The organism is Variovorax sp. VRV01 (assembly GCF_014852545.1).
Classification (GTDB): Bacteria; Pseudomonadota; Gammaproteobacteria; order Burkholderiales; family Burkholderiaceae_C; genus Variovorax; species Variovorax beijingensis_A.
Window position 1 is genome coordinate 1 of sequence record NZ_JACVBS010000016.1, and the last position, 17,815, is coordinate 17,815.

A 17,815-nucleotide genomic window follows, 5' to 3' on the forward strand; every position below is an offset into this window, starting at 1 on the left:
AGGTCACGGCAACTCAAACAGGTATGGTTTTCGAACACGTTGAACACTTCGTTCATCGCAGGCGCCCAGCGACCTGAAGTTCTCCCTGGCCTGAGCCAGACTGAGGCTCCCGTTCGGACCTCCTCGAACGACGGATGCGTCATCGTCGTCCTGTCCGTCGTCCTCCCAGAAACACACTGGACAAATCTCGTACCCGCCGCGCTCTGCGAGAGTGATATGGCGGCAGCAGGGGCACGGGAGACCAGGCTTTTCTGTGGGGACGACGTAGGTAGGCGTCTTCATGTCAAATGGACCACTCATGGTGAGCGACAGCTGTTGGGCCGAATTCTGCCGCAGCTATTGGCGCGCCGGCGCCGCCCCGTTGGTCCAAAAGTGTTTGGCCGCGAGTGCCTTGGCTCGGCGCATCCCCTCGTCCGTCAGGTAGACCGACTCCTGCCTGCCGTGGGCCTCTGTGATGAGCCCTTTTTTGTGTAGACCGTCCATGGTTGCGAAGTCATATCGCTTCCATACGCGTCCGTTTTCGAACTCGAAGACGCCGAGCAGCGCCAGAAGCGCCTCTTCGACCTTGACCATGTCGTATTTCATAGCATCGCCCCTCAACGTTCGACAGCGGACCGCCTGCACGACACTGCCTCTGATTCGCCGCGGCCGCCGCGAGGCGGCAGTTCGACTTTACGATGGTACTTTGGGAGTTTGGCTTTCGCCCAGCCAACATGATCTCCCCGAAAGGGGTCGTACGGGCTTCAAATCCGGCAGCGCACAGATGAAAGCAAGCAAGACTCGGAAGGCCACGTCCTGGAGCGACGTAAAGGCCAGGCTGACCCACTTCGACCACGATGGACTGGTCGGCCTGTTGCATGACCTGTACACGGCCAGCGAAGACAACCAAGTATTCCTTCACGCCCGCTTCGAGCCGAACGAAGATGTCCTGGAGCCATACAAAACCCCCATCAACCGTTGGCTCTGGCCAGACATGTTCCGGAACCTGAACGCGTCCGTCGCCGAGGCCAAGAAGTCCATCGCGAATTACAAGAGGGCCATTGGCCGACCGGAGGGCCTCGCAGAATTGATGGTTTTCTACTGCGAGCGCGCATTAGGCTTCAGCGTCGAAGTCGGCCTGCAAGACGAGAGCTTTTTCAGCGCGTTGGTGCGAATGTTCGAGCAGGCGTTGCAGGCCATTGCGAGGCTGCCGGACGCGCAACGGCCTTTGTTCATGGAACGACTGAGAGCTGTGTGTCGCATCAGTCAGAACATCGGCTACGGCGTCGAGGATGCCATGAGAGACCTGCTGGTCGAATACGGCCCTTACGATTGACCACGTCGTTCAAGGTCAGCTCCCTGGCCGATAGTACCCATTCGCGCGAGGCCAAGGGATGTCGGCAGACGCTGCCAAGCAGAAGCCCGAGTGTTTCCCACCCGAGATTTCTGCATGAGAGGGTTACACCCACGGCAACCGAGAGGCCAGAAGTTTTCCTACGCATCATGGAGCAGACGGCTCTATTGACGCGCCGCAACACCGAGACCTAGCATCTTCTCTCGCCTGTCGTGGGCAGGTGGCGTTTCGCCTTCCAAGGCGCTAAGGAGTTCGCATGGCCGCTCGTTCTATCGCGTCGCTCACGCTGAGCTTCGGCCTGGTGTCGATCCCGGTGCGCCTCTACTCCGCCACGGAGAGCTCCAGCGAGATCCGCTTCAACATGCTCACCAAGAACGGCGAGCGCGTGAAGCAGCAGTACATCTCCGAGAAGACCCGCAAAGTGGTCGAGCGCGCGGAGATGGTCAAGGGCTACGAGTTCGAGAAGGACCATTTCGTCCTCTTCACCCCCGAGGAGCTGAAGGCGCTCGAGGAGGGGAGCAGCCACGTCATCGAGATCGTGGCCTTCGTCCCGATCAAGACCATCGACCCGGTGTTCTACGACAAGGCCTATCTGCTGGCCCCGGACAAGCGTGGCGGCAAGCCCTATGCGCTGCTCGCCGAAGCGATGCGCAAGAGCGGCCGCTGCGCGCTCGCGAAATGGGCCTGGAAGGCCAAGCAGCATGTCGTCCAGGTCCGCCCGGTCGAGGACGGCCTCATCCTGCAGCAGCTCCTGTACGCGGACGAGGTCCGCTCCCTGCAGGACCTCGACATCGAAAAAGTCACGGTCGCGCCGGCCGAGTTGCAGCTCGCGCTCCAGCTCATCGAGCAGATCTCGCAGGACACGTTCGATCCCGCCCAGTTCGAGGACGAGGAGAAGCAACGGGTCCTCGCGGCCATCGACGAGAAGATCGCCGGCAAGCAGATCGTGGCGTCCGCCCACACCGAGGACGCCGCCAGCGGCCAGGTCATCGACCTGATGGACGCACTGAAGGCCAGCCTCGGCAGCAAGGCCGCTTCGGGCGCCGCCCGGACGGGCAAGCCGACCGCCAAGTCGACCCGGACCAACGTCACGCCGATGCTGGAAGCGAAGGAGCGCAAGTCGGCACGCCGCGCGCCGGTGAGCGCCCCGGCACCCGCTCCGGCCCCGTCCCGCGCACGAGCGAAGAAGTGAAATCCGAGGCGACCGCAGGCTACACCGTTCGACGAGTCCAGCAGATGCTGGGCATTTCGAGGGCGATCATCGATCGCCTGGTGCGTGCAGGCTTCGTGTCGCCGACCCGCGGGCGCCGCAACGAGCATCGCTTCGAGTTCCAGGACGTCATGCTTCTGCGCACGGCCTACGACCTCCAACGGGCACACATCCCCCCACGCAAGATCCTGCGCTCCCTGCAGAGCCTCAGGGCCTCCCTGCCACGGGAGCTGCCTCTCACGGGCCTGCGCATCTCCGCCGTGGGCGAGGAGGTCGCCGTGCGGACAAGGGACAGCACCTGGGAAGCGACCTCCGGGCAGATGCTGATGGATTTCGAGGTGACGTCGAACGGTGGGGAGCTCGCGTTCATCGATCCGAGGACCCCCGACGACCCCGCCACCGCCTCCGGCCAGACCCCCGAGGCCCTCGTGAACCTCGGTGCATCGCTGGAGGCGACCGACCCGGCAGGCGCCGAAGCGGCGTACAGGTCTGCCCTCGAGGCCGCGCCCGACTTCGTGGACGCCATCCTGAATTTGGGAGCGCTGCTGTGCGACAGCCACCGCTGCGCCGAGGCGGTCCAGCTGTACGAGCAGGCGCTTCCGACCCTCGCAGCCTCCGCGCCCGTGCAATTCAACTACGCCATCGCGCTGGAGGATGCGGGCCAACTCGCGGCCGCGGCCCAGGCTTATGCCCGCGCGCTCGAACTCGACCCCGGGTTGGCGGATGCCCACTACAACCTGGGGCGGCTGCACGAGCAGCTTGAAGATCCCCAGGCCGCGCTGCGGCACTTCAGCGCCTACCGGCGCCTGACGCGCGAGGCGCCGGCGCCTCCGGGCGACGAGGACGCCTAGCCGCCGCTCTATTTGCCCTTGAGGTGCTTTTCGACCGCCTCGGCACTGGTGCCGACGGCTTTGACGGCGGCCTTCAACTGCTCGGGCGTGACGCCGAGCTTTTTGGACCAGTCGCGCAGCTCGTAGTCCTCGTTCACGTTGATGCGCGTGCGGTCCTGGCCGCCCGGTTTGCTCTTGTCATCTGCCATGTGGGTCTCCTGCTCATGCGCTATCCGCCGACGGTGTCGACGGCGGGACCTCAAAGTGACGGGGTGCAAGGGCGCGCAGGGACGGACTGAAGCGGGTCCTGTTGGAGGGCGAATCCCACAGCCAAACGCGCGGGCGACCGTCTTGCAGGTCGGTTGCCGGTTCCCACAGTCCCAGGATGGCCGCTCGCGACACCACCGCCGACCCGCTTGCCCGGTACTGGGCCAAGCGGGACTTCGCGGTCACGTCCGAGCCGCGCGGGCAGCGCGCCAAGCCCGGCAAGGCCTTGTCCTTCGTGATCCAGAAGCACGATGCGTCGCGCCTCCACTACGACTTCCGGCTGGAACTCGACGGCGTCCTGGTCTCGTGGGCCGTACCGAAGGGGCCGAGTTACGACCCCGCCGACAAGCGGATGGCGATCCACGTGGAAGACCATCCGCTGTCCTACGGCTCGTTCGAGGGGACGATTCCGCCGAAGCAGTACGGTGCGGGCACGGTCATCGTCTGGGACAACGGAACGTGGGAGCCCGTCGGCAATCCGCACGAGGGCCTCGCCAAGGGAAAGCTGGTCTTCCGCATGCATGGCCAGAAGATGGAAGGGCTCTGGGAACTCGTGAAGATCGCCAAGGGCGGCGAGAAGCAGGAGCCCTGGCTGCTGTTCAAGAAGCGCGACGAGTTCGCCCGCGCGAAGGCCGACTACGACGTCGTGTCGGCGCTGCCCGACAGCGTCATCGCGAAACCGTTGCGCGCCGTGGCGCCAACCTCCTCACCGCGCGCCAAGGTGAAGACCGGCGCGCCGACGCCAAGCTCGAAGAAGGCGGCCAGCGGGCAATCTGCCGTTCCCGGCGCGAAGAAGGCGCCCATGCCTGCCACCATGTCGCCCCAGCTCGCGACGCTGGCGTCCGGGGTGCCGGCCGACGGCGAGTGGGTCTACGAGATCAAGTTCGACGGCTACCGCGTCATGGCCCGGATCCAGCGCGGCAAGGCCTCGATCATCACCCGCGGCGGCCATGACTGGTCCGCCAGGATGCCGCGGCTGGTCCAGGAACTGGAGCGGCTAGGCCTCAAGTCCGCCTGGCTCGACGGCGAGATCGTGGTGCTGAACGAGCAGGGCCTGCCGAGTTTCAACGCCTTGCAAAAAGCCTTCGACCGCGGCGCCGGCAGCGACGCGATCGTGTTGTTCCTGTTCGACGTCCCGTACTTCGAAGGGTACGACCTGCGCGAGGTGGCGCTCGGCGCGCGGCGCCAGCTGCTGAAGGCGCTGCTGGACGAACGGGCGACGGAACACATCCGGTACAGCGCCGATTTCGAATCCGACCCGGCCTCCATCCTCAGCTCGGCCTGCCAGATGAACCTCGAGGGCGTGATCGCCAAGCGCCTGGACGCCCCCTACGTGTCCAGGCGATCGGAGACCTGGCTCAAGCTCAAGTGCAAGCAGCGCCAGGAGTTCGTGGTGTGCGGCTACACCGACCGGACCGACGGATCGCCACAGATCGGCAGCCTGCTGCTCGGCGTGCACGCGCCGAACGGCGACCTGGTTTCGGTCGGCAGCGTGGGCACGGGCTGGGATTCGGCTGAAGCGCAGGACATCAAGCGCAAGCTCGCCAAGCTCGAAGTCCCCAAGCCGCCGTTCGCCGCGGGCGCCAGCAAGCCCGGGCGGTGGTCGAAGCGGGTGGCGGGCAGCGAACGCTGGGTGAAGCCGGTCACGGTCGCCGAGGTCGAATTCGCCGAGTGGACGCCCGAGGGGCAGATCCGGCATGCGTCGTACGTCTCCCTGCGCACCGACAAGCCGGCCAGCGTCATCGTGCGCGAGACCGCGAAGCAGATGGGCCCGGGGCCGTCGAAGCCGGCCGGCAAGGCGGCGGCGGGCAGCGTCAAGGTCAGCAACGCCGAACGTGTCATCGACCCGAGCACGGGCCTCACGAAGCTCGACCTGGTGCGCTACTACGAGTCGGTGGCCGAGTGGATGCTGCCGCATCTCCAAGGCCGCCCCTGCTCGCTGGTCCGAGGACCCAGCGGCATCCAAGGCGAGTTGTTCTTCCAGAAGCACGACGACAAGCTGAGCATCCCCGGCGTCAGGGCGCTCGACGAGAAGCTGTGGCCCGGGCACGCGGGGCTGCTCGAGGTGGGCACGGCCCAGGCCTTGGCGAATGCGGCGCAGATGAACGTCATCGAGTTCCACACATGGAACTCGCTCGCGAAGAACATCGACAAGCCGGACCGGATGATCTTCGACCTCGACCCGGGCGAAGGCACGACCTGGGCGCATGTGCAGGAGGCCGCCACGCTCGTGCGCACGCTGCTCTCGGAGCTGGGCCTGGCGTCCTGGTTGAAGACGAGCGGCGGCAAGGGACTCCATGTCGTCGTCCCGTTGGCGCCAAGGCTCGACTACGACACGGTCAAGGCGTTCTCGCAGGCGGTCGTGCAGCACCTCGCGCGAGCGATCCCTTCACGGTTCGTCGCGAAGAGCGGGCCGGCCAACCGGGTCGGCAAACTGTTCGTCGACTACCTGCGCAACGGGCACGGTGCGACCACCGCGGCCGCGTTCTCCGCGCGTGCCCGGCCGGGCCTCGGCGTGTCCGTGCCTGTCAGCTGGGACGACCTTGCCACGCTGAAAAGCGGTGCGCAATGGACCATCGCCACTGCGCGCGAACATCTGTCATTCCAGACCGAGGACCCCTGGGAGGGCTACTGGAAGGCCAAGCAGACGCTCACCGGGCCGATGAAGGTGCTTGGGTTCGCGAAGAAGAAGGGTGATTGATGTATGACGAACATGCTGCGCTGCAGTCAACGACTGCTTCAGCCTCGGCATGTCGAATTCGGGTTCTTCTCGCGCGACCGGTTGCTGTCCGGCAGGGGGGCAGCTCCTGATGTCGCTTGACAGCCCCAACGGCGACACCCCAGAGGCTGCGCGCCAGCAGAGCCCGTCGGCGAGCGGCTCTGAGGGATCTGCAGCTTCGGCAGGCAATCCAAAGCCTGCGCCCGCGGGCGGGTCCGAGCATAGTCGTACAAGCCCGGATCCGAAGGCAAAGGGCACCAGGTCGAAGCATCCGGCCGTTGAACCGAAGTAGGCAACCGCCGAAAACCAAGGCCGGCAGCCGGCGCCGCGATGCGGATGCGCGCTCGCGCGACGGAGATTGCCTTGCGTTCGTGGGTTCCAGGCACGTGCTCAGCGCACCGCGCACGGTTTCGGTTATCCGCCGCCGCTTCGAACCAGCGTCTTCCCAGCGCTACGGGATACGCATAAGCGTCCACTGATGCCTTGAGCACCAAAGCCACGTCGTGCGCGCGACCAGGCTCCATCGGGCACCCCTGTCGTTGGCGGTGTGAGCGAGCGTCAGCAAAGCGAGTGGATGCACGTCCATCACCTCGCACAGTTCGCTCACCTTGCTGGGGGTCGGACTCTTCAGGCCGCGCTCGAGCGAACTCAAGTACGTGCGACCCGACGCATCGGAAAACTGTTGAGGGGGCGCGGACAAAAACCGGGACTGGTTTTATGTCGCGAGTCCGAGATCTTGTCGGTATTCGATGGGGCTGCGAGAGCCAAGGGAGATTCTGATCCGCTTCTCGCTGTACCAACGGATGTAGGCATCAACTACCTCGATGAACTGCTCAATGGTCGTCGCCTTCCAGTCCCGGGGGTAAAACATTTTCGTTCTCAGCCGTCCGAAGAATCCTTCACATGCGGCGCTGTCAGGCGAGCACCCCTTGCGGGACATCGAACGGATGAGCTTCGCTTCTCCGATACGCCACAGCCAGCCCGACCAGCGATAGTGGGCACCGCGATCTGAGTGAACGATGGGCCGGGCCTCGCCGTCGGCGACCGTCTCGATGGCCGCATCCAGCATCGTGTTGGCCAACGCAGCATCTGGAGACCAAGTACGAAGTCCGAGGCTGCTGTCGACTCTGATTTCGACCAGTGGGCTCGACGGCCGAATTGCGCCAGTCTTCGAGGGGCGCGACCGTTGCGCCGCTCGGCGCATCTTGCCTGTGCCTGGCCCGCGTGCGGTGCGCGGACGGCGGTGACGCCTGGGCGCCGAGGCGCGCGATGGTCGGAGAAGGAACGGCCGACCAGGGGACCGGCGCGGGCGCCAAGTGGCCGTGCATGCACGGCAGTCACTGGGCAGGCCGCTCGCCTCGGCGTTCGGCGGTTCCCGACAGGGCTGGAGGCGTGCGCTTCGCAGCGGCCTCGATGGCATACCGCCTTGGGCGGCGCGGGCGGGCGCCTGCGGCTTGTCCGCGTGGCCTCTGCGTTCGAAGCCACCTCTTGACCGACGCATAGCGCGCACGGGCCGCTGTCCAGGGCTGCGGGCTTTGCCACCGTCCTCACCCGGTCCTCGCTGCACTTGGCTGCGGCTTGCGGGCGGTCCCTGGACATCGGCCCTTTTCGCGCGCTGTTCATGCGTCGAGGCGGCTCCGAAAGCAGATGTTCAACCACCGCGGCACATGCCGCAGAAAGGCCAAGCCATGCACGCGAATCCAACTTCCAGCGCCACCCCGCATCACGCGGGGACGCAAACAGCCACGGGCGTTCCCCCCGGACCCCCCGAGGACTCACCCAAAGCAGGTGAGGGGGTTGCCGAATCTGCGGGCGCTGCTGTGCGGGGGCGGGACCGCATGGACGTGCGGCAGATGGTGACGGACCGGATCATCGCGATGCTGGAGAAGGGCGGCAGCGTGTTCCGCGAACGCTGGACGCGGGCGGCGGCGCGCGGGGTGCCTCGCAACGGCAAGTCCGGGGCACCCTACCGCGGCGCGAATGTGCTGCTGCTTTGGGAGGCGGCGATCGAGGCGGGCTACGCGTCCCATGTGTGGCTGACCTACAGGCAGGCGCAGAGCCTCGGCGCCCGGGTCCGCCAGGGTGAGCGGGGCGTGCTGTGCGCGCACTTCGAGCGCAGGGCACGGGCGCGCCTTGACGATACCGACGATGTCCTCGCGGAAGGCGGCGTGGACGAGGAGGCCCTGACGGCCCGTTCCGGTGCACGCGCCGGGGTTCTGCTGTGCCGGCCGTTCTGGCTCTTCAACCTGGCGCAGATCGACGGGCTGCCGCTCGAGGTCGTGGACCTGGGCATCGCCTCGCCGGCGGCCTCGCGGGGTCCCGTGGAGCAGGCGATGCGGCTGCTCGGGGGCTGCAATGCGACGATCCGGCACGGGTTCGACCGGGCGACATACCTGCCGACGCTCGATGAGATCCGTCTGCCGTGGCCGCGGCAGTTCACGAGCGCCGAGGCGCTGTGCGCGACGGCGCTGCACGAGATGGTGCACTGGACCGGGCATCCCGAGCGGCTGAACCGCAGCTTCGGGCGGCGTTTCGGCGATGCGGCCTATGCGTTCGAGGAACTGGTGGCGGAGCTCGGCAGCGCGTTCCTCCTGGGACACTGCGGGCTGGTCGATGCCACGGTCGAGGGGCATGCGGCCTACATCGACGCCTGGCTGAAGGTGCTGCGGGCCGACCGCACGGCGATTTTCACGGCGGCGCGCCTTGCGGAGGAGGCGTTCGCGTACATCTTGGCGCGGGAAATGCCTGCGCTTGGCGGGTCCGGATCTATCGCGCAGCGGTGAGGGGCCGACGCATCGAGGTGGGGTGAAGGCGGCGCGTGGCGATGTCGCACGCCGGCCTCGCAGCCAGGCCGGGCCGCACCAGGAGCCCGTGCCGGCGCGAATTCCGCGTGGCCCGATCCGGCGTTCAGCGGATCGACATGGCGGATCCGCAACGCTTGCGTTCCGCACGCCGACCTCGAACGGTCGCGCGGCAGGCGGAACGGAAAGGGATGAGGGCCGGCGGCGCACCAGGGTCGGGGTGAAACAGAGGGGGTGCTGACCACGCGCCGTATCGACCAGTCTTGATTCAACGCCTGCATCGATGCCGGAACGTCGCGCCGGCCGCGCCACACGCGCCACACATCGGGCCCGTGCGTGCGCCGCCCCCATGAAATCGCCGCCTGAACTTGCGCGACGGTCAGCTGCTCGCGCGTGAGCGAATACTCATCCAGCCCGTGATCTTCCGGGATTCCCTTTTCGAGAGAGGACAGAACGGGCTCGATGGGCAGCCGTGTCCCCTTGAAGCAAGGCTTGCCACCCGTCACTGTCGATCTTCGTGATCGGTTCGTCCGCTGAATCTGCCACGTTGGCGCGCGCGAGTGCCTTGCACACGGTGGCTGTGAAATCAAGCTGCAGGCCAATCCTCCGGTCCACGGTGATCCAGTCGACGTGCTTCGCCATGTCGTGAAGGCCGATCAAGTCCTCCCTTGATTTCGAGCGCGCAACGCGCGCGGTCAGCCGCAAGAAGCCAAGACTGCAGGCGGGTTGCCGGTGGGTCCGGCGCATGTCGCTTCATGGGTGCGCAGGCTTGCCGGAGCGGCGGCACGGTTGCGCGCGCCCGGCGGTGCGCAACTGTGCATGTTGACAGGCGACGTGCGATCGTCCCCGCACTAGCCTTTGCCTCCGGTCGGTCCGGTGGCGGGCAGCCCGGATCGCATCGCTGGACTTCCGGAGGTTCCCGATGCACATGCGCGTTCTGATTCGTTGTTTCCGAGCGGCCGGCGCGATGGCCGTCACGCTGACCACACTCGCCTGTGCTTCGGATGCCACCGGGCCCGATCGGTCCGAGGGCTTCTCGACCCTCGTGGCCCTGAGCGCGGCGCGGCTCGATCTGTCCCGGCAAGTGGCGCTGACCAAATGGGACAGCCGCCAGCCGGTCGCGGATCCGCCGGGCGATCCGCGCGAGCAGGAAGTCGTTGCGGCGGCTGCGCAAGAGGCGGGCGCGCGCGGTTTGCCAGGAGACCTGGTGACCGCGTTCTTCACCGACCAGATCGAAGCGAGCAAACTCGTCCAGTTCGCGCTCATGGCCCGCTGGCGGCGGGAGGGAGGAGCGCCGGCGGAACCTCGCGCAGACCTGAGGAACGAGCTCCGTCCGGCGCTCGATCGGCTCCGCCCCCGGTTCATCGACGAACTCGTCGCGACCCGGTCGCTGCGCGAGCGGCCGGATTGCCGCGAGCGGTTGACGCATGCGACCGCGCGGCACGTCGACTCGCATGGGCTGTCGCCGCTGTTCGCCATCGGGCTGGACCGCGGCCTGGCCCGCGTCTGCGCCGAGTGAGCGCACGAACTTCGAGCAAGGCCCTCGGGTCAGAAGACCTTGCTGAGGAATCGCTGGATCCGCGGGTCCGCGCAGTTGCCGAAGAACTCGCCGGGCGGCGCGGCCAGCACGATGCGCCCGCCGTCCATGAACGCGACCTTGTCGGCGACCGCCCGCGCGAAGCCCATCTCGTGGGTGATGCAGATCATCGTCATGCCGTCCCGCGCCAGAAGGATCATGGTTTCGAGCACTTCCTTGACCATCTCCGGATCGAGTGCAGACGTGGCCTCATCGAACAGCATGACGGAAGGATTCAGGCAGAGTGCCCGCGCGATGGCGACGCGCTGCTGCTGTCCGCCTGAGAGCTGAGCCGGATAGGCTGACGCCTTCTCGGCGAGCCGGACCTTGTCGAGGTACGCGAGTGCGGTCTGCCGGGCCTCCTGCCGGGAGCGGCGCCGGACCCATCGCTGTGCCAAGGTGCAGTTCTCGAGAACGGTGAGGTGCGGAAACAGGTTGAACTGCTGGAACACCATGCCGATGTTGGCCCGTACCAGGTCGGCGTGGCGCATGCGCGGCGAGACCGCGACGCCGTTGACCGACACGGTGCCGCTTCCGTAGCTCTCGAGTCCGCTGATGCACCGCGCGAGCGTCGACTTGCCCGAACCCGAGGGGCCGCACACGACCACGCGCTCACCGGCTGCGACGCTCAGATCGACGTCGCCGAGCACCTGGTGGGGCCCGAAATGCTTGGTCAGTCCTGCGACCGAGACCATCGTGGCGACAGAGGAGGTGGCCATGTCCATGCTCAAGCCACCTGCCGAAAGAGATCAGCGGCCGGGCTCTCGCGCCAGGCGCTCAGTCGTCCCATGCTCACGCGGGTGCGCCCATAGACCATCCAGGCATCGTCGACCGTGCCGATGAACTGCCTCACATGCAGGAGTTCGGGGTGTTTTTCCGCGGCAGAGGCATAGCCGAGGCCGACCGCGTACTTCCCGTCTCGCACGCCCTGGGTGACCTCGGCGACGGTCTCCACGAATTCGATCTGCGGCCACTGGCGGCGGTCGATGTACGGCAGGGTCGGGCGCATGACCGCGAGGGACGTGGGTTGCGCGGCGTCGTGGCGCTGGAGGATGGCCAGGTCCTGGCTCGGCGAGATGAAGGTGTCGATCAGGTGGAGGCCGACGAAGCATTTCGCGACCGTCGACACCGCGGCGGGATGCACCGCGCACTGGATCATGAAATCGGCCTCGCCCCGAAGCACGGCATCGGCGCCGCGCTCGAAATCGGAGACCAGGTCCAGGATCGCGGTGTCGCGAAGGCCGTGAAAGTCGAGGTAGCGGCGGGTCACGAATTCGTGGTTGCTGCCTGCCGGGCCCAGGGTGAGGAATCTCATGCGGTTGCTTGGTTCAGTGTGGACGATTCAACGAGACCTCGAGCGCGCGGACGCCGCGCAGCAGGACGTAGTTGATGGCGAGATAGACGAGGCCTGCGCCGAGAAAGATCTCGTAAGGCGCGTAGGTCTCGGCGGTGAGCAGGCGGGCGCTGCCCGTGAGCTCGAGCAGGGTGACGGTGCTGGCGAGCGAAGTCGCCTTGCAGGTCAGGATGATCTCGTTGCCGAAGGCCGGCAGCGCCGTGCGCACCGCGAGCGGCAGGTCGATCAGGCCAAAGGCCTGGACGCGGCCGAGCCCGAGGACGCGGGCGGCCTCGCGCGTCCCCCGCGGGATCGCGGCCAGTGCGGCGCCCAGTGTCTTGCCCGAGTAGGCGGCCGAGTTCAGTCCCAGGGCGATCACCACGCACCAGTAGGGATCGCGCAGCACGGGCCACAGCACGGAATGCCGGATCACGTCGAACTGGCCCGCCCCGTAGTAGAGCAGGAACAGCTGGACCAGCGCGGGGGTCCCGCGAAAGAAGAGCACGTAGGCATGGGCCGCCGCGCGCAGACCGGCGGTCCGCGCGTTCCTGCCGAGGGCGACGGGGATCGACAAGGTCGTGCCCAGGAGGATGACCGAGGCCGTGAGCTTGAGTGTGAGCCAGGCGCCCTCGAGCAGTGCGGGCAGCACGGACCACAGAAGGGTGATGTCGAACATGGGGTCAGGCGGCCAACGGGCGCGCGGCACGGCGCTCCGCCCACTCGAGGCACAGCGTGGCGAAGCCGGTCAGCGCAAGATAGATGCAGGCGGCGGCGAGATACATCGTGAACGGCTCACGCGTCGCGCCGGACGCCTCTGCGGCCTTGCGCATGAGTTCGTCGCACCCGACGATGGAGACGATCGACGTCTGCTTGAGCAGAACGATCGACTGGTTGCCGAACGGGGCGAGCGCGAAGCGGGCCGCCTGCGGCAGCACGACGGTCCACAGCGCCTGGGCGCGCGACAGTCCGAGCGTCCTCGCGGCCTCGCGCTGGGTTTTCGGGACCGACATCAGTGCGCCCCGCGCGATCTCGGCAGCGTAGGCGCCGAACGAGAGCGCCAGCGCGGCCACACCGGCGAGAAAGGTGTCGATCTCGACATAGCGGCCGGTGAGCGCGGCCAGCGTGAGCGAGCCGCCAAAGAAAACGGCGAAGACGATCAGCAGGTCGGGAATGCCCCGGACCACTGCGGCATAGCCGTCGCCGGCGGCCCGCAGAACGCGGTGGCTGGAGAGCTGCAGGCCGCAGACGGCTGCGCCGAGCAGCGTGCCGAGCACCAGCGCGGCGGCCGCGAGCTGCAGCGTCGCGAGCGCGCCCAGGAGCAACTGGCCGCCAAAACCATGGAGGATGTTCATCAGGGGTCGCTGCGCCTACATCAGCTTGAACGGGAAGTACTTCGCCGTGATGCGGTCGTAGGTGCCGTCGGCCCGGATCGCTTCAAGGGCGGCGTTGATCCTCGCCAGGGTCTGCCCATCGTCCTTGCGCACAGCGATGCCGTTGCCTTCGCCGAGGATGCCGCCCTTGAGTTCCGGGCCGACGAACGCGAAGTCCTTGGCCTCGGGCGTCTTCAGGAAACCGACGTGGTAGGTGACCATGTTGCCGAGGATGTACTCGACGCGGCCGGCAACGAGGTCGAGTTCGGCGGCCTGCGGCGTGTCGTAGAACTTGAGGTCGGCGTCCCTGTAGTTCTGCGCGAGGTAGGCTGCCTGGACCGAGCCGCGCTGGACACCGATGGTCTTGCCCTTGAGCGCCGCGGGGTCGACGTTCGGCGGCGTTCCCCTGCGGGCGACAAAGCGCGAGATGGTGTCCTTGTACTTGGCCGAGAAGGCCACGCGCTCGCGGCGCTGCGGCGTGATCGCCATGCTCGCGACGATCATGTCGTACTTGCGGGCGACAAGGCCCGGGATGATGCCATCCCAGTCCTGCGCGACGATCTCGCACTTGGCCTTCATCTTCTCGCACAGTGCTCGTGCGATGTCGACGTCCCAGCCCTGGAGCATTCCCTGCGAGTCCTTGAAGCTCCAGGGCGGGTACGAGCCTTCGGTCGCGATGCGGTAGCTGCCCTGGGCGTTGGCCGCAGCCATCCAGAGGCATGAGAAGAGCGCCAGACAGAGGGGCCGGCGAAGCAAGCCGGGAAGCGAAGCGTGGAAGCGCATGGACATTGTCTCCGAGACGAATCGTTGTGATGCGCGAATCGTCGAGGAGCTTCGGAGTGTGCGCAATGCTTGCATCGGAAGCAATTGCCCATTCGAAGGATCACCCTTCGGGCGCAGAGGGGCCAGCGTGCCGGGGGAAGCGCACATTGCATCGCGGGCAATTCGAGTCGGTGCCCGCGAGCGTGTCTGGCGGCGCGCTCGGGGGTATGGAGCGGCCGCTTTGCGGTGAGCCCATCGATTTGCGCCTCGCCACCGCACCGCCACCGGCGAGCTCGTATCAGCGGCGGCAGTGTGGCAAAAGGGTATTGATGTTGTAGATACTTCGTTGGTATCAATGTTCCTGGAGCCGGTCATGTCCAAAGAAGCCATGGTCACCATGAAGCCGGAACCAGAGTTGCGCGACGCCTTCATGGCCGAGGCCGAGGCCAGCCACCGCCCGGCGTCGCAGGTGGTGCGCGAATTGATGCGTGAGTTCATCGAGCGTCAACGGCACGCCCGTGAATGCGACACCTTCCTGCGTGCCAAGGTCGACACGGCGCGTGCGCAGATCGCATCCGGTCAATACGCCGGTGATGCCGGCGTCGAGGCTCGCTTTGCTGCCCGTCGCGCTGCACTGCGGGCCAAAGCCGGCGGCGGCGACGCATGAGGGTCCTGTGACCTGTCCGCCGAGCAAGACCGCGCCTACATCGTCGACTTCATTGCTCAGGACAACCCGCTTGCCGCCATCCGCATGGATGAGACTTTCTCGGCAGCCGTCGGCCGGTTGGCCGAGCATCCCTGCTAGGACGGACAGGACAGATTCCGGGCACCCGCGAGCTGATCCCGCACGCGAGCTATCGGCTGGTCTATGAGGTGCGGACCAACGCCCACCGCAATGCACGTGCGATTAAAGCCAGGCATACCTCAAAGGATGGTTTTGATACGCGTCGCCCAATCGATCGCCAACTTGCCCATCGAGAGAACCGTCAACGCAGCTGCGAACGCCTGCTGCCGATGGCGAGTTTTGGCTCGTGGGAGGCCTGATTCACTCGACGCTTTCTGCTTTGTTCACCCATGGACGGCTCAACGACATACGTATTGCCTTGCAATAGATCCGGGACTGTCGTTCTTAAGGCGAATGCCAGCGTGCCAAGAGTCCACAGCGATGGATTCGCTAGTCCTCGCTCGATGAGCGATATGTAGGTCCGATCAAGTTCGCAGTCGAAGGCGAGTTCGGTCTGAGATCTATCTGCTTTTATCCGAAGTTCTTTGAGACGCTTGCCGAGTGCGATCGAAATGGGCTCTCTGTGCGTTGGAGCCTGCAGGTTCGATCTCTTGGCGGCAATGGGCATACATGCTGACGATCTTTCTTTGCAGCCCTAGAATCGACGGCATATACACTGCATAGAAAAACCGGTCATGGCTATCTATCAAGCGTCACCGTTGCCAACCGCGCGACCAGTACGAATCCCCACGTCCGCATTGCCCGCAAAGGCGCGCGCCGATCGACGCATGCGGCGCGCAGCCCGTCGGCGACGCGCATTGGGGCGCAGGTGAGGGCATTGCGCATGGCGGCCGAGGTGTCTGGCGGCGAACTGGCCAAGACCTCGGGGATTTCTGCCTCGATGCTTTCTCGCATCGAGCGCGGATTGGTCTCGCCATCGGTGGAGACCTTAGAGCGACTCGCTCAGGGGCTGCATGTGCCGACCTCGCGCTTCTTCAGTGATCAGGCGCGGCGCACTGACTTCTGCCATGTGCGTGCAGGACACGGTGTCTTGGTCGATCGCATCGGCGCCGTGGCGGACTACCGCTACGAGCTGTTGGGCCATCTGCTGTCGGGCAACCTGTTCGTGGAGCCCTATCTGGTCACGTTGCTGCCCGGCGCCGATCCCTATGTGACCTTCCAGCATCCGGGCCTCAAGTTCCTGTACTTCCTGTCTGGGGAGGTCAGCTACCGTTACGGCGGCAGGACTGTGGAGGTGAGGGCAGGGGACTCGCTGCTGTTCGACGCGACCGCACTGCATGGGATCGAGGCCATTCAGACCCAGCCGGTCTCTTACCTGTCAGTGGTGTTCACACTGCGAGAGTAGGCTGTTCTTGGCGGCCCTGCCGCGCAGCCCATTCGATGGCCCCCCGAATTCGCTGCGTGCCGAATTCACCTCTCTGTCCGGCTCTATTTCTCGGTGTTCGGCATGCCGAACACCGAGAAAGCCTCGAACGGGTATCGACAGCGGATGTCTTCCGCTTGATGGAGCCGTGAGGAAATTCATGCAGCGGCCGTGGGCCCGCTGTGCGAGCGGGATGGATGTCTCGCTGCCGGCAGCCTGGAGGCGACGGTCGCAGGACGACGTCGAAACTCCGAGGGCAAAGTCCTTGTGCGGTTATGAGGGCGGGAATTAACCGGACGCTGCTGCGCGTCGCATGAATCCTCTGTGCCGAAGCACGCCTCCCTGTCAACTACCATAAACATGCGACCTCGATAGTTCTCACTCCACGCTAACAAACGATTTTTGTATGGGGACATTCCCGGACTTCATGGCATCGCATGTACATTGGATTGGTCAAGCGCCTCAAACTGCGCCTGCAGTCAATCTGGCTGCGCCACCAAGAGGAGATGCTTATGGCAGGAGTTGGAACCACGGCCAAGACCGGCGAACATTGCCCGGAGAGCGGAATTTGGCAATCGATGGACTCGCCATCGACCACGGCCCCTATTGCCAAAGGAAATGTGATGCCACCGCATAACAACAAGGCGGTTACCTGGAAGCTCACGCAGTTGGCGTAGCGCCATCGAGCCGAGCGATAGGGGTCGCCGGCTTTTTCCCTCTTCAATCCACTATCTGGGGAAGTGTTCCTTCGTAGCAGGAGTGCGCTGCTGGGGCTTGGCCACTGCGGGATGCGCCGCTCGCAGAATTTGCGCTTGACCGTTGATCCGCCGGCATCTGCAGCCGCGGTCGCCTCGGGCCGGTCGGAATTCCTGCGGTTCTCGCCCAAGTGGCTAATAGCTGCTAGCGATTCTGGTAACAACCCAGAAAACTCACACCTCTTTGGCTGTGCGCCTGATTGCTAGTTGCCATGGCAACTAGCAATTCGGTGGCACCCCCCGTCACTTTGGCTCTGCACTCGGAGGCAATCACCCTCCATCGCTCACCGGACCTGTGAGAAGGTTGCCCACGGCTGTGTCGTGACGACTGACTGCGAGTGATGTGCGCCCTACAGTAGCCGGCAAACGGCTGGATTGTCGAGCGGCCAAGCGTTCGGCAACCACGTGCCCCAAGGCTTCGCACCGCTGCCAGGATTTCAAGCTGAGTCGCACGTGGACGCGCCTTGCCTTCGAAAGCTCATGCGGCAGGATCGGCCCGATGATCTCGATCAAGGCGCCCTTGGAATGTCTCGCAAAATTACATTACCTGCGTGGGCTGCCCAGCAGTTCGATCCTGCGCCGACCGAAACACGCTCAGGGCTTGGGCGCGTAGCGGGCAGATTGTGCCGGCGCCATTGAAGATAGGCCGAACCTACTGGGTTGAGCCGACAGCAAAGCACATTGCTGAGATCATGGCAGACAACCGATTGGTGAGCCGGCTTCGGCTATCAAAGCCATGAGATACGCTCTG

At 65.6% G+C, this 17,815-nt stretch carries 20 protein-coding genes and 2 pseudogenes; 10 read left to right on the top strand and 12 right to left on the bottom strand.

Going from position 1 to position 17,815, the window contains the following annotated elements; genetic code table 11:
* Positions 1-3: 3 nt before the first annotated feature.
* A complete protein-coding gene (locus IB278_RS24435) occupies positions 4-300 on the bottom strand; it encodes a CPCC family cysteine-rich protein (RefSeq protein ID WP_318646704.1) in 297 nt (98 codons plus the stop codon).
* A gap of 36 nt (positions 301-336) precedes the next feature.
* Positions 337-573 (bottom strand): DUF6429 family protein, encoded by a 237-nt coding sequence (locus IB278_RS24440; RefSeq protein ID WP_225613139.1) that lies wholly within the window; start codon positions 571-573, stop codon positions 337-339.
* A gap of 190 nt (positions 574-763) precedes the next feature.
* Between IB278_RS24440 and IB278_RS24445 the strand changes: the two genes are divergently transcribed.
* From IB278_RS24445 to IB278_RS24455, 3 genes are all read left to right on the top strand, one after another.
* A complete protein-coding gene (locus tag IB278_RS24445) occupies positions 764-1,315 on the top strand; it encodes a hypothetical protein (protein ID WP_192326077.1) in 552 nt (183 codons plus the stop codon).
* Between the two features lie 274 nt (positions 1,316-1,589).
* Positions 1,590-2,525 (top strand): Ku protein, encoded by a 936-nt coding sequence (locus IB278_RS24450; RefSeq protein WP_192326079.1) that lies wholly within the window; start codon positions 1,590-1,592, stop codon positions 2,523-2,525.
* On the top strand, positions 2,522-3,394 hold the full coding sequence (locus IB278_RS24455) for a tetratricopeptide repeat protein (RefSeq protein ID WP_318646705.1): 873 nt from the start codon (positions 2,522-2,524) through the stop codon (positions 3,392-3,394). The genes IB278_RS24450 and IB278_RS24455 overlap by 4 nt, the downstream gene beginning before the upstream one ends.
* Positions 3,395-3,402: 8 nt before the next feature.
* Here IB278_RS24455 and IB278_RS24460 read toward each other — a convergent pair whose 3' ends face one another.
* Positions 3,403-3,582, bottom strand: coding sequence for a DUF3606 domain-containing protein (locus IB278_RS24460; RefSeq protein ID WP_145746479.1), 180 nt, complete (start codon positions 3,580-3,582; stop codon positions 3,403-3,405).
* A gap of 176 nt (positions 3,583-3,758) precedes the next feature.
* On the opposite strand from IB278_RS24460, the gene ligD reads away from it, so the two are divergent.
* Positions 3,759-6,341 carry a DNA ligase D gene (ligD, locus tag IB278_RS24465; protein ID WP_192326081.1) on the top strand — a complete coding sequence of 861 codons (2,583 nt, stop codon included), beginning with the start codon at positions 3,759-3,761 and terminating at the stop codon, positions 6,339-6,341.
* Positions 6,342-6,810: 469 nt separating this feature from the next.
* Here the strand turns inward: ligD and IB278_RS24470 are convergent, their stop codons facing one another.
* Together IB278_RS24470 and IB278_RS24475 are read right to left on the bottom strand one after the other, a co-directional pair.
* A complete protein-coding gene (locus IB278_RS24470) occupies positions 6,811-7,059 on the bottom strand; it encodes a helix-turn-helix domain-containing protein (RefSeq protein ID WP_192326083.1) in 249 nt (82 codons plus the stop codon).
* A 15-nt stretch (positions 7,060-7,074) separates the two neighbouring features.
* Positions 7,075-7,452, bottom strand: a pseudogene (locus IB278_RS24475) (transposase); the annotation flags it as partial.
* Between the two features lie 745 nt (positions 7,453-8,197).
* On the opposite strand from IB278_RS24475, the gene IB278_RS24480 reads away from it, so the two are divergent.
* Positions 8,198-9,142 (top strand): ArdC family protein, encoded by a 945-nt coding sequence (locus IB278_RS24480; protein WP_192326085.1) that lies wholly within the window; start codon positions 8,198-8,200, stop codon positions 9,140-9,142.
* Positions 9,143-9,594: 452 nt separating this feature from the next.
* Here the strand turns inward: IB278_RS24480 and IB278_RS34235 are convergent.
* Positions 9,595-9,666: pseudogene (locus IB278_RS34235) on the bottom strand (DUF433 domain-containing protein); the annotation flags it as partial.
* Positions 9,667-10,082: 416 nt separating this feature from the next.
* Between IB278_RS34235 and IB278_RS24485 the strand changes: the two are divergent.
* Entirely contained in the window at positions 10,083-10,679 is a 597-nt protein-coding gene (locus IB278_RS24485; protein WP_192326087.1) for a chorismate mutase, read from the top strand.
* A gap of 29 nt (positions 10,680-10,708) precedes the next feature.
* On the opposite strand, the gene IB278_RS24490 is transcribed toward IB278_RS24485, so the two are convergent.
* Genes IB278_RS24490 through IB278_RS24510 form a run of 5 tightly spaced genes read right to left on the bottom strand, consistent with a single transcriptional unit; the run spans position 10,709 to position 14,150 of the window.
* Complete coding sequence (locus IB278_RS24490) at positions 10,709-11,455, bottom strand: amino acid ABC transporter ATP-binding protein (RefSeq protein WP_318646706.1); 747 nt, start codon at positions 11,453-11,455, stop codon at positions 10,709-10,711.
* 8 nt (positions 11,456-11,463) lie between these two features.
* Positions 11,464-12,051, bottom strand: a complete 588-nt coding sequence (locus IB278_RS24495; RefSeq protein WP_192326089.1) for a hypothetical protein — start codon at positions 12,049-12,051, stop codon at positions 11,464-11,466.
* 13 nt (positions 12,052-12,064) lie between these two features.
* Entirely contained in the window at positions 12,065-12,745 is a 681-nt protein-coding gene (locus IB278_RS24500) for an ABC transporter permease (RefSeq protein ID WP_192326091.1), read from the bottom strand.
* A 4-nt stretch (positions 12,746-12,749) separates the two neighbouring features.
* Positions 12,750-13,421, bottom strand: a complete 672-nt coding sequence (locus tag IB278_RS24505; RefSeq protein ID WP_192326093.1) for an ABC transporter permease subunit — start codon at positions 13,419-13,421, stop codon at positions 12,750-12,752.
* A gap of 15 nt (positions 13,422-13,436) precedes the next feature.
* Positions 13,437-14,150, bottom strand: coding sequence for an ABC transporter substrate-binding protein (locus tag IB278_RS24510; RefSeq protein ID WP_192326095.1), 714 nt, complete (start codon positions 14,148-14,150; stop codon positions 13,437-13,439).
* Between the two features lie 424 nt (positions 14,151-14,574).
* Between IB278_RS24510 and IB278_RS24515 the strand changes: the two genes are divergently transcribed.
* Both IB278_RS24515 and IB278_RS33940 read left to right on the top strand, forming a co-directional pair.
* On the top strand, positions 14,575-14,868 hold the full coding sequence (locus tag IB278_RS24515; RefSeq protein WP_192326097.1) for an antitoxin of toxin-antitoxin stability system: 294 nt from the start codon (positions 14,575-14,577) through the stop codon (positions 14,866-14,868).
* A 51-nt stretch (positions 14,869-14,919) separates the two neighbouring features.
* On the top strand, positions 14,920-15,006 hold the full coding sequence (locus IB278_RS33940; protein WP_261380401.1) for a hypothetical protein: 87 nt from the start codon (positions 14,920-14,922) through the stop codon (positions 15,004-15,006).
* Positions 15,007-15,187: 181 nt separating this feature from the next.
* Here the strand turns inward: IB278_RS33940 and IB278_RS24525 are convergent, their stop codons facing one another.
* Positions 15,188-15,553: a helix-turn-helix domain-containing protein gene (locus IB278_RS24525; protein WP_192326099.1), complete on the bottom strand. Its 366-nt coding sequence runs from the start codon at positions 15,551-15,553 to the stop codon at positions 15,188-15,190.
* Between the two features lie 201 nt (positions 15,554-15,754).
* Here IB278_RS24525 and IB278_RS24530 point away from each other — a divergent pair, with 201 nt between their 5' ends.
* Positions 15,755-16,291: a helix-turn-helix domain-containing protein gene (locus IB278_RS24530; protein ID WP_192326101.1), complete on the top strand. Its 537-nt coding sequence runs from the start codon at positions 15,755-15,757 to the stop codon at positions 16,289-16,291.
* 1,324 nt (positions 16,292-17,615) lie between these two features.
* Positions 17,616-17,804 (top strand): excisionase, encoded by a 189-nt coding sequence (locus tag IB278_RS34240; protein WP_318646707.1) that lies wholly within the window; start codon positions 17,616-17,618, stop codon positions 17,802-17,804.
* Positions 17,805-17,815: the final 11 nt, after the last annotated feature.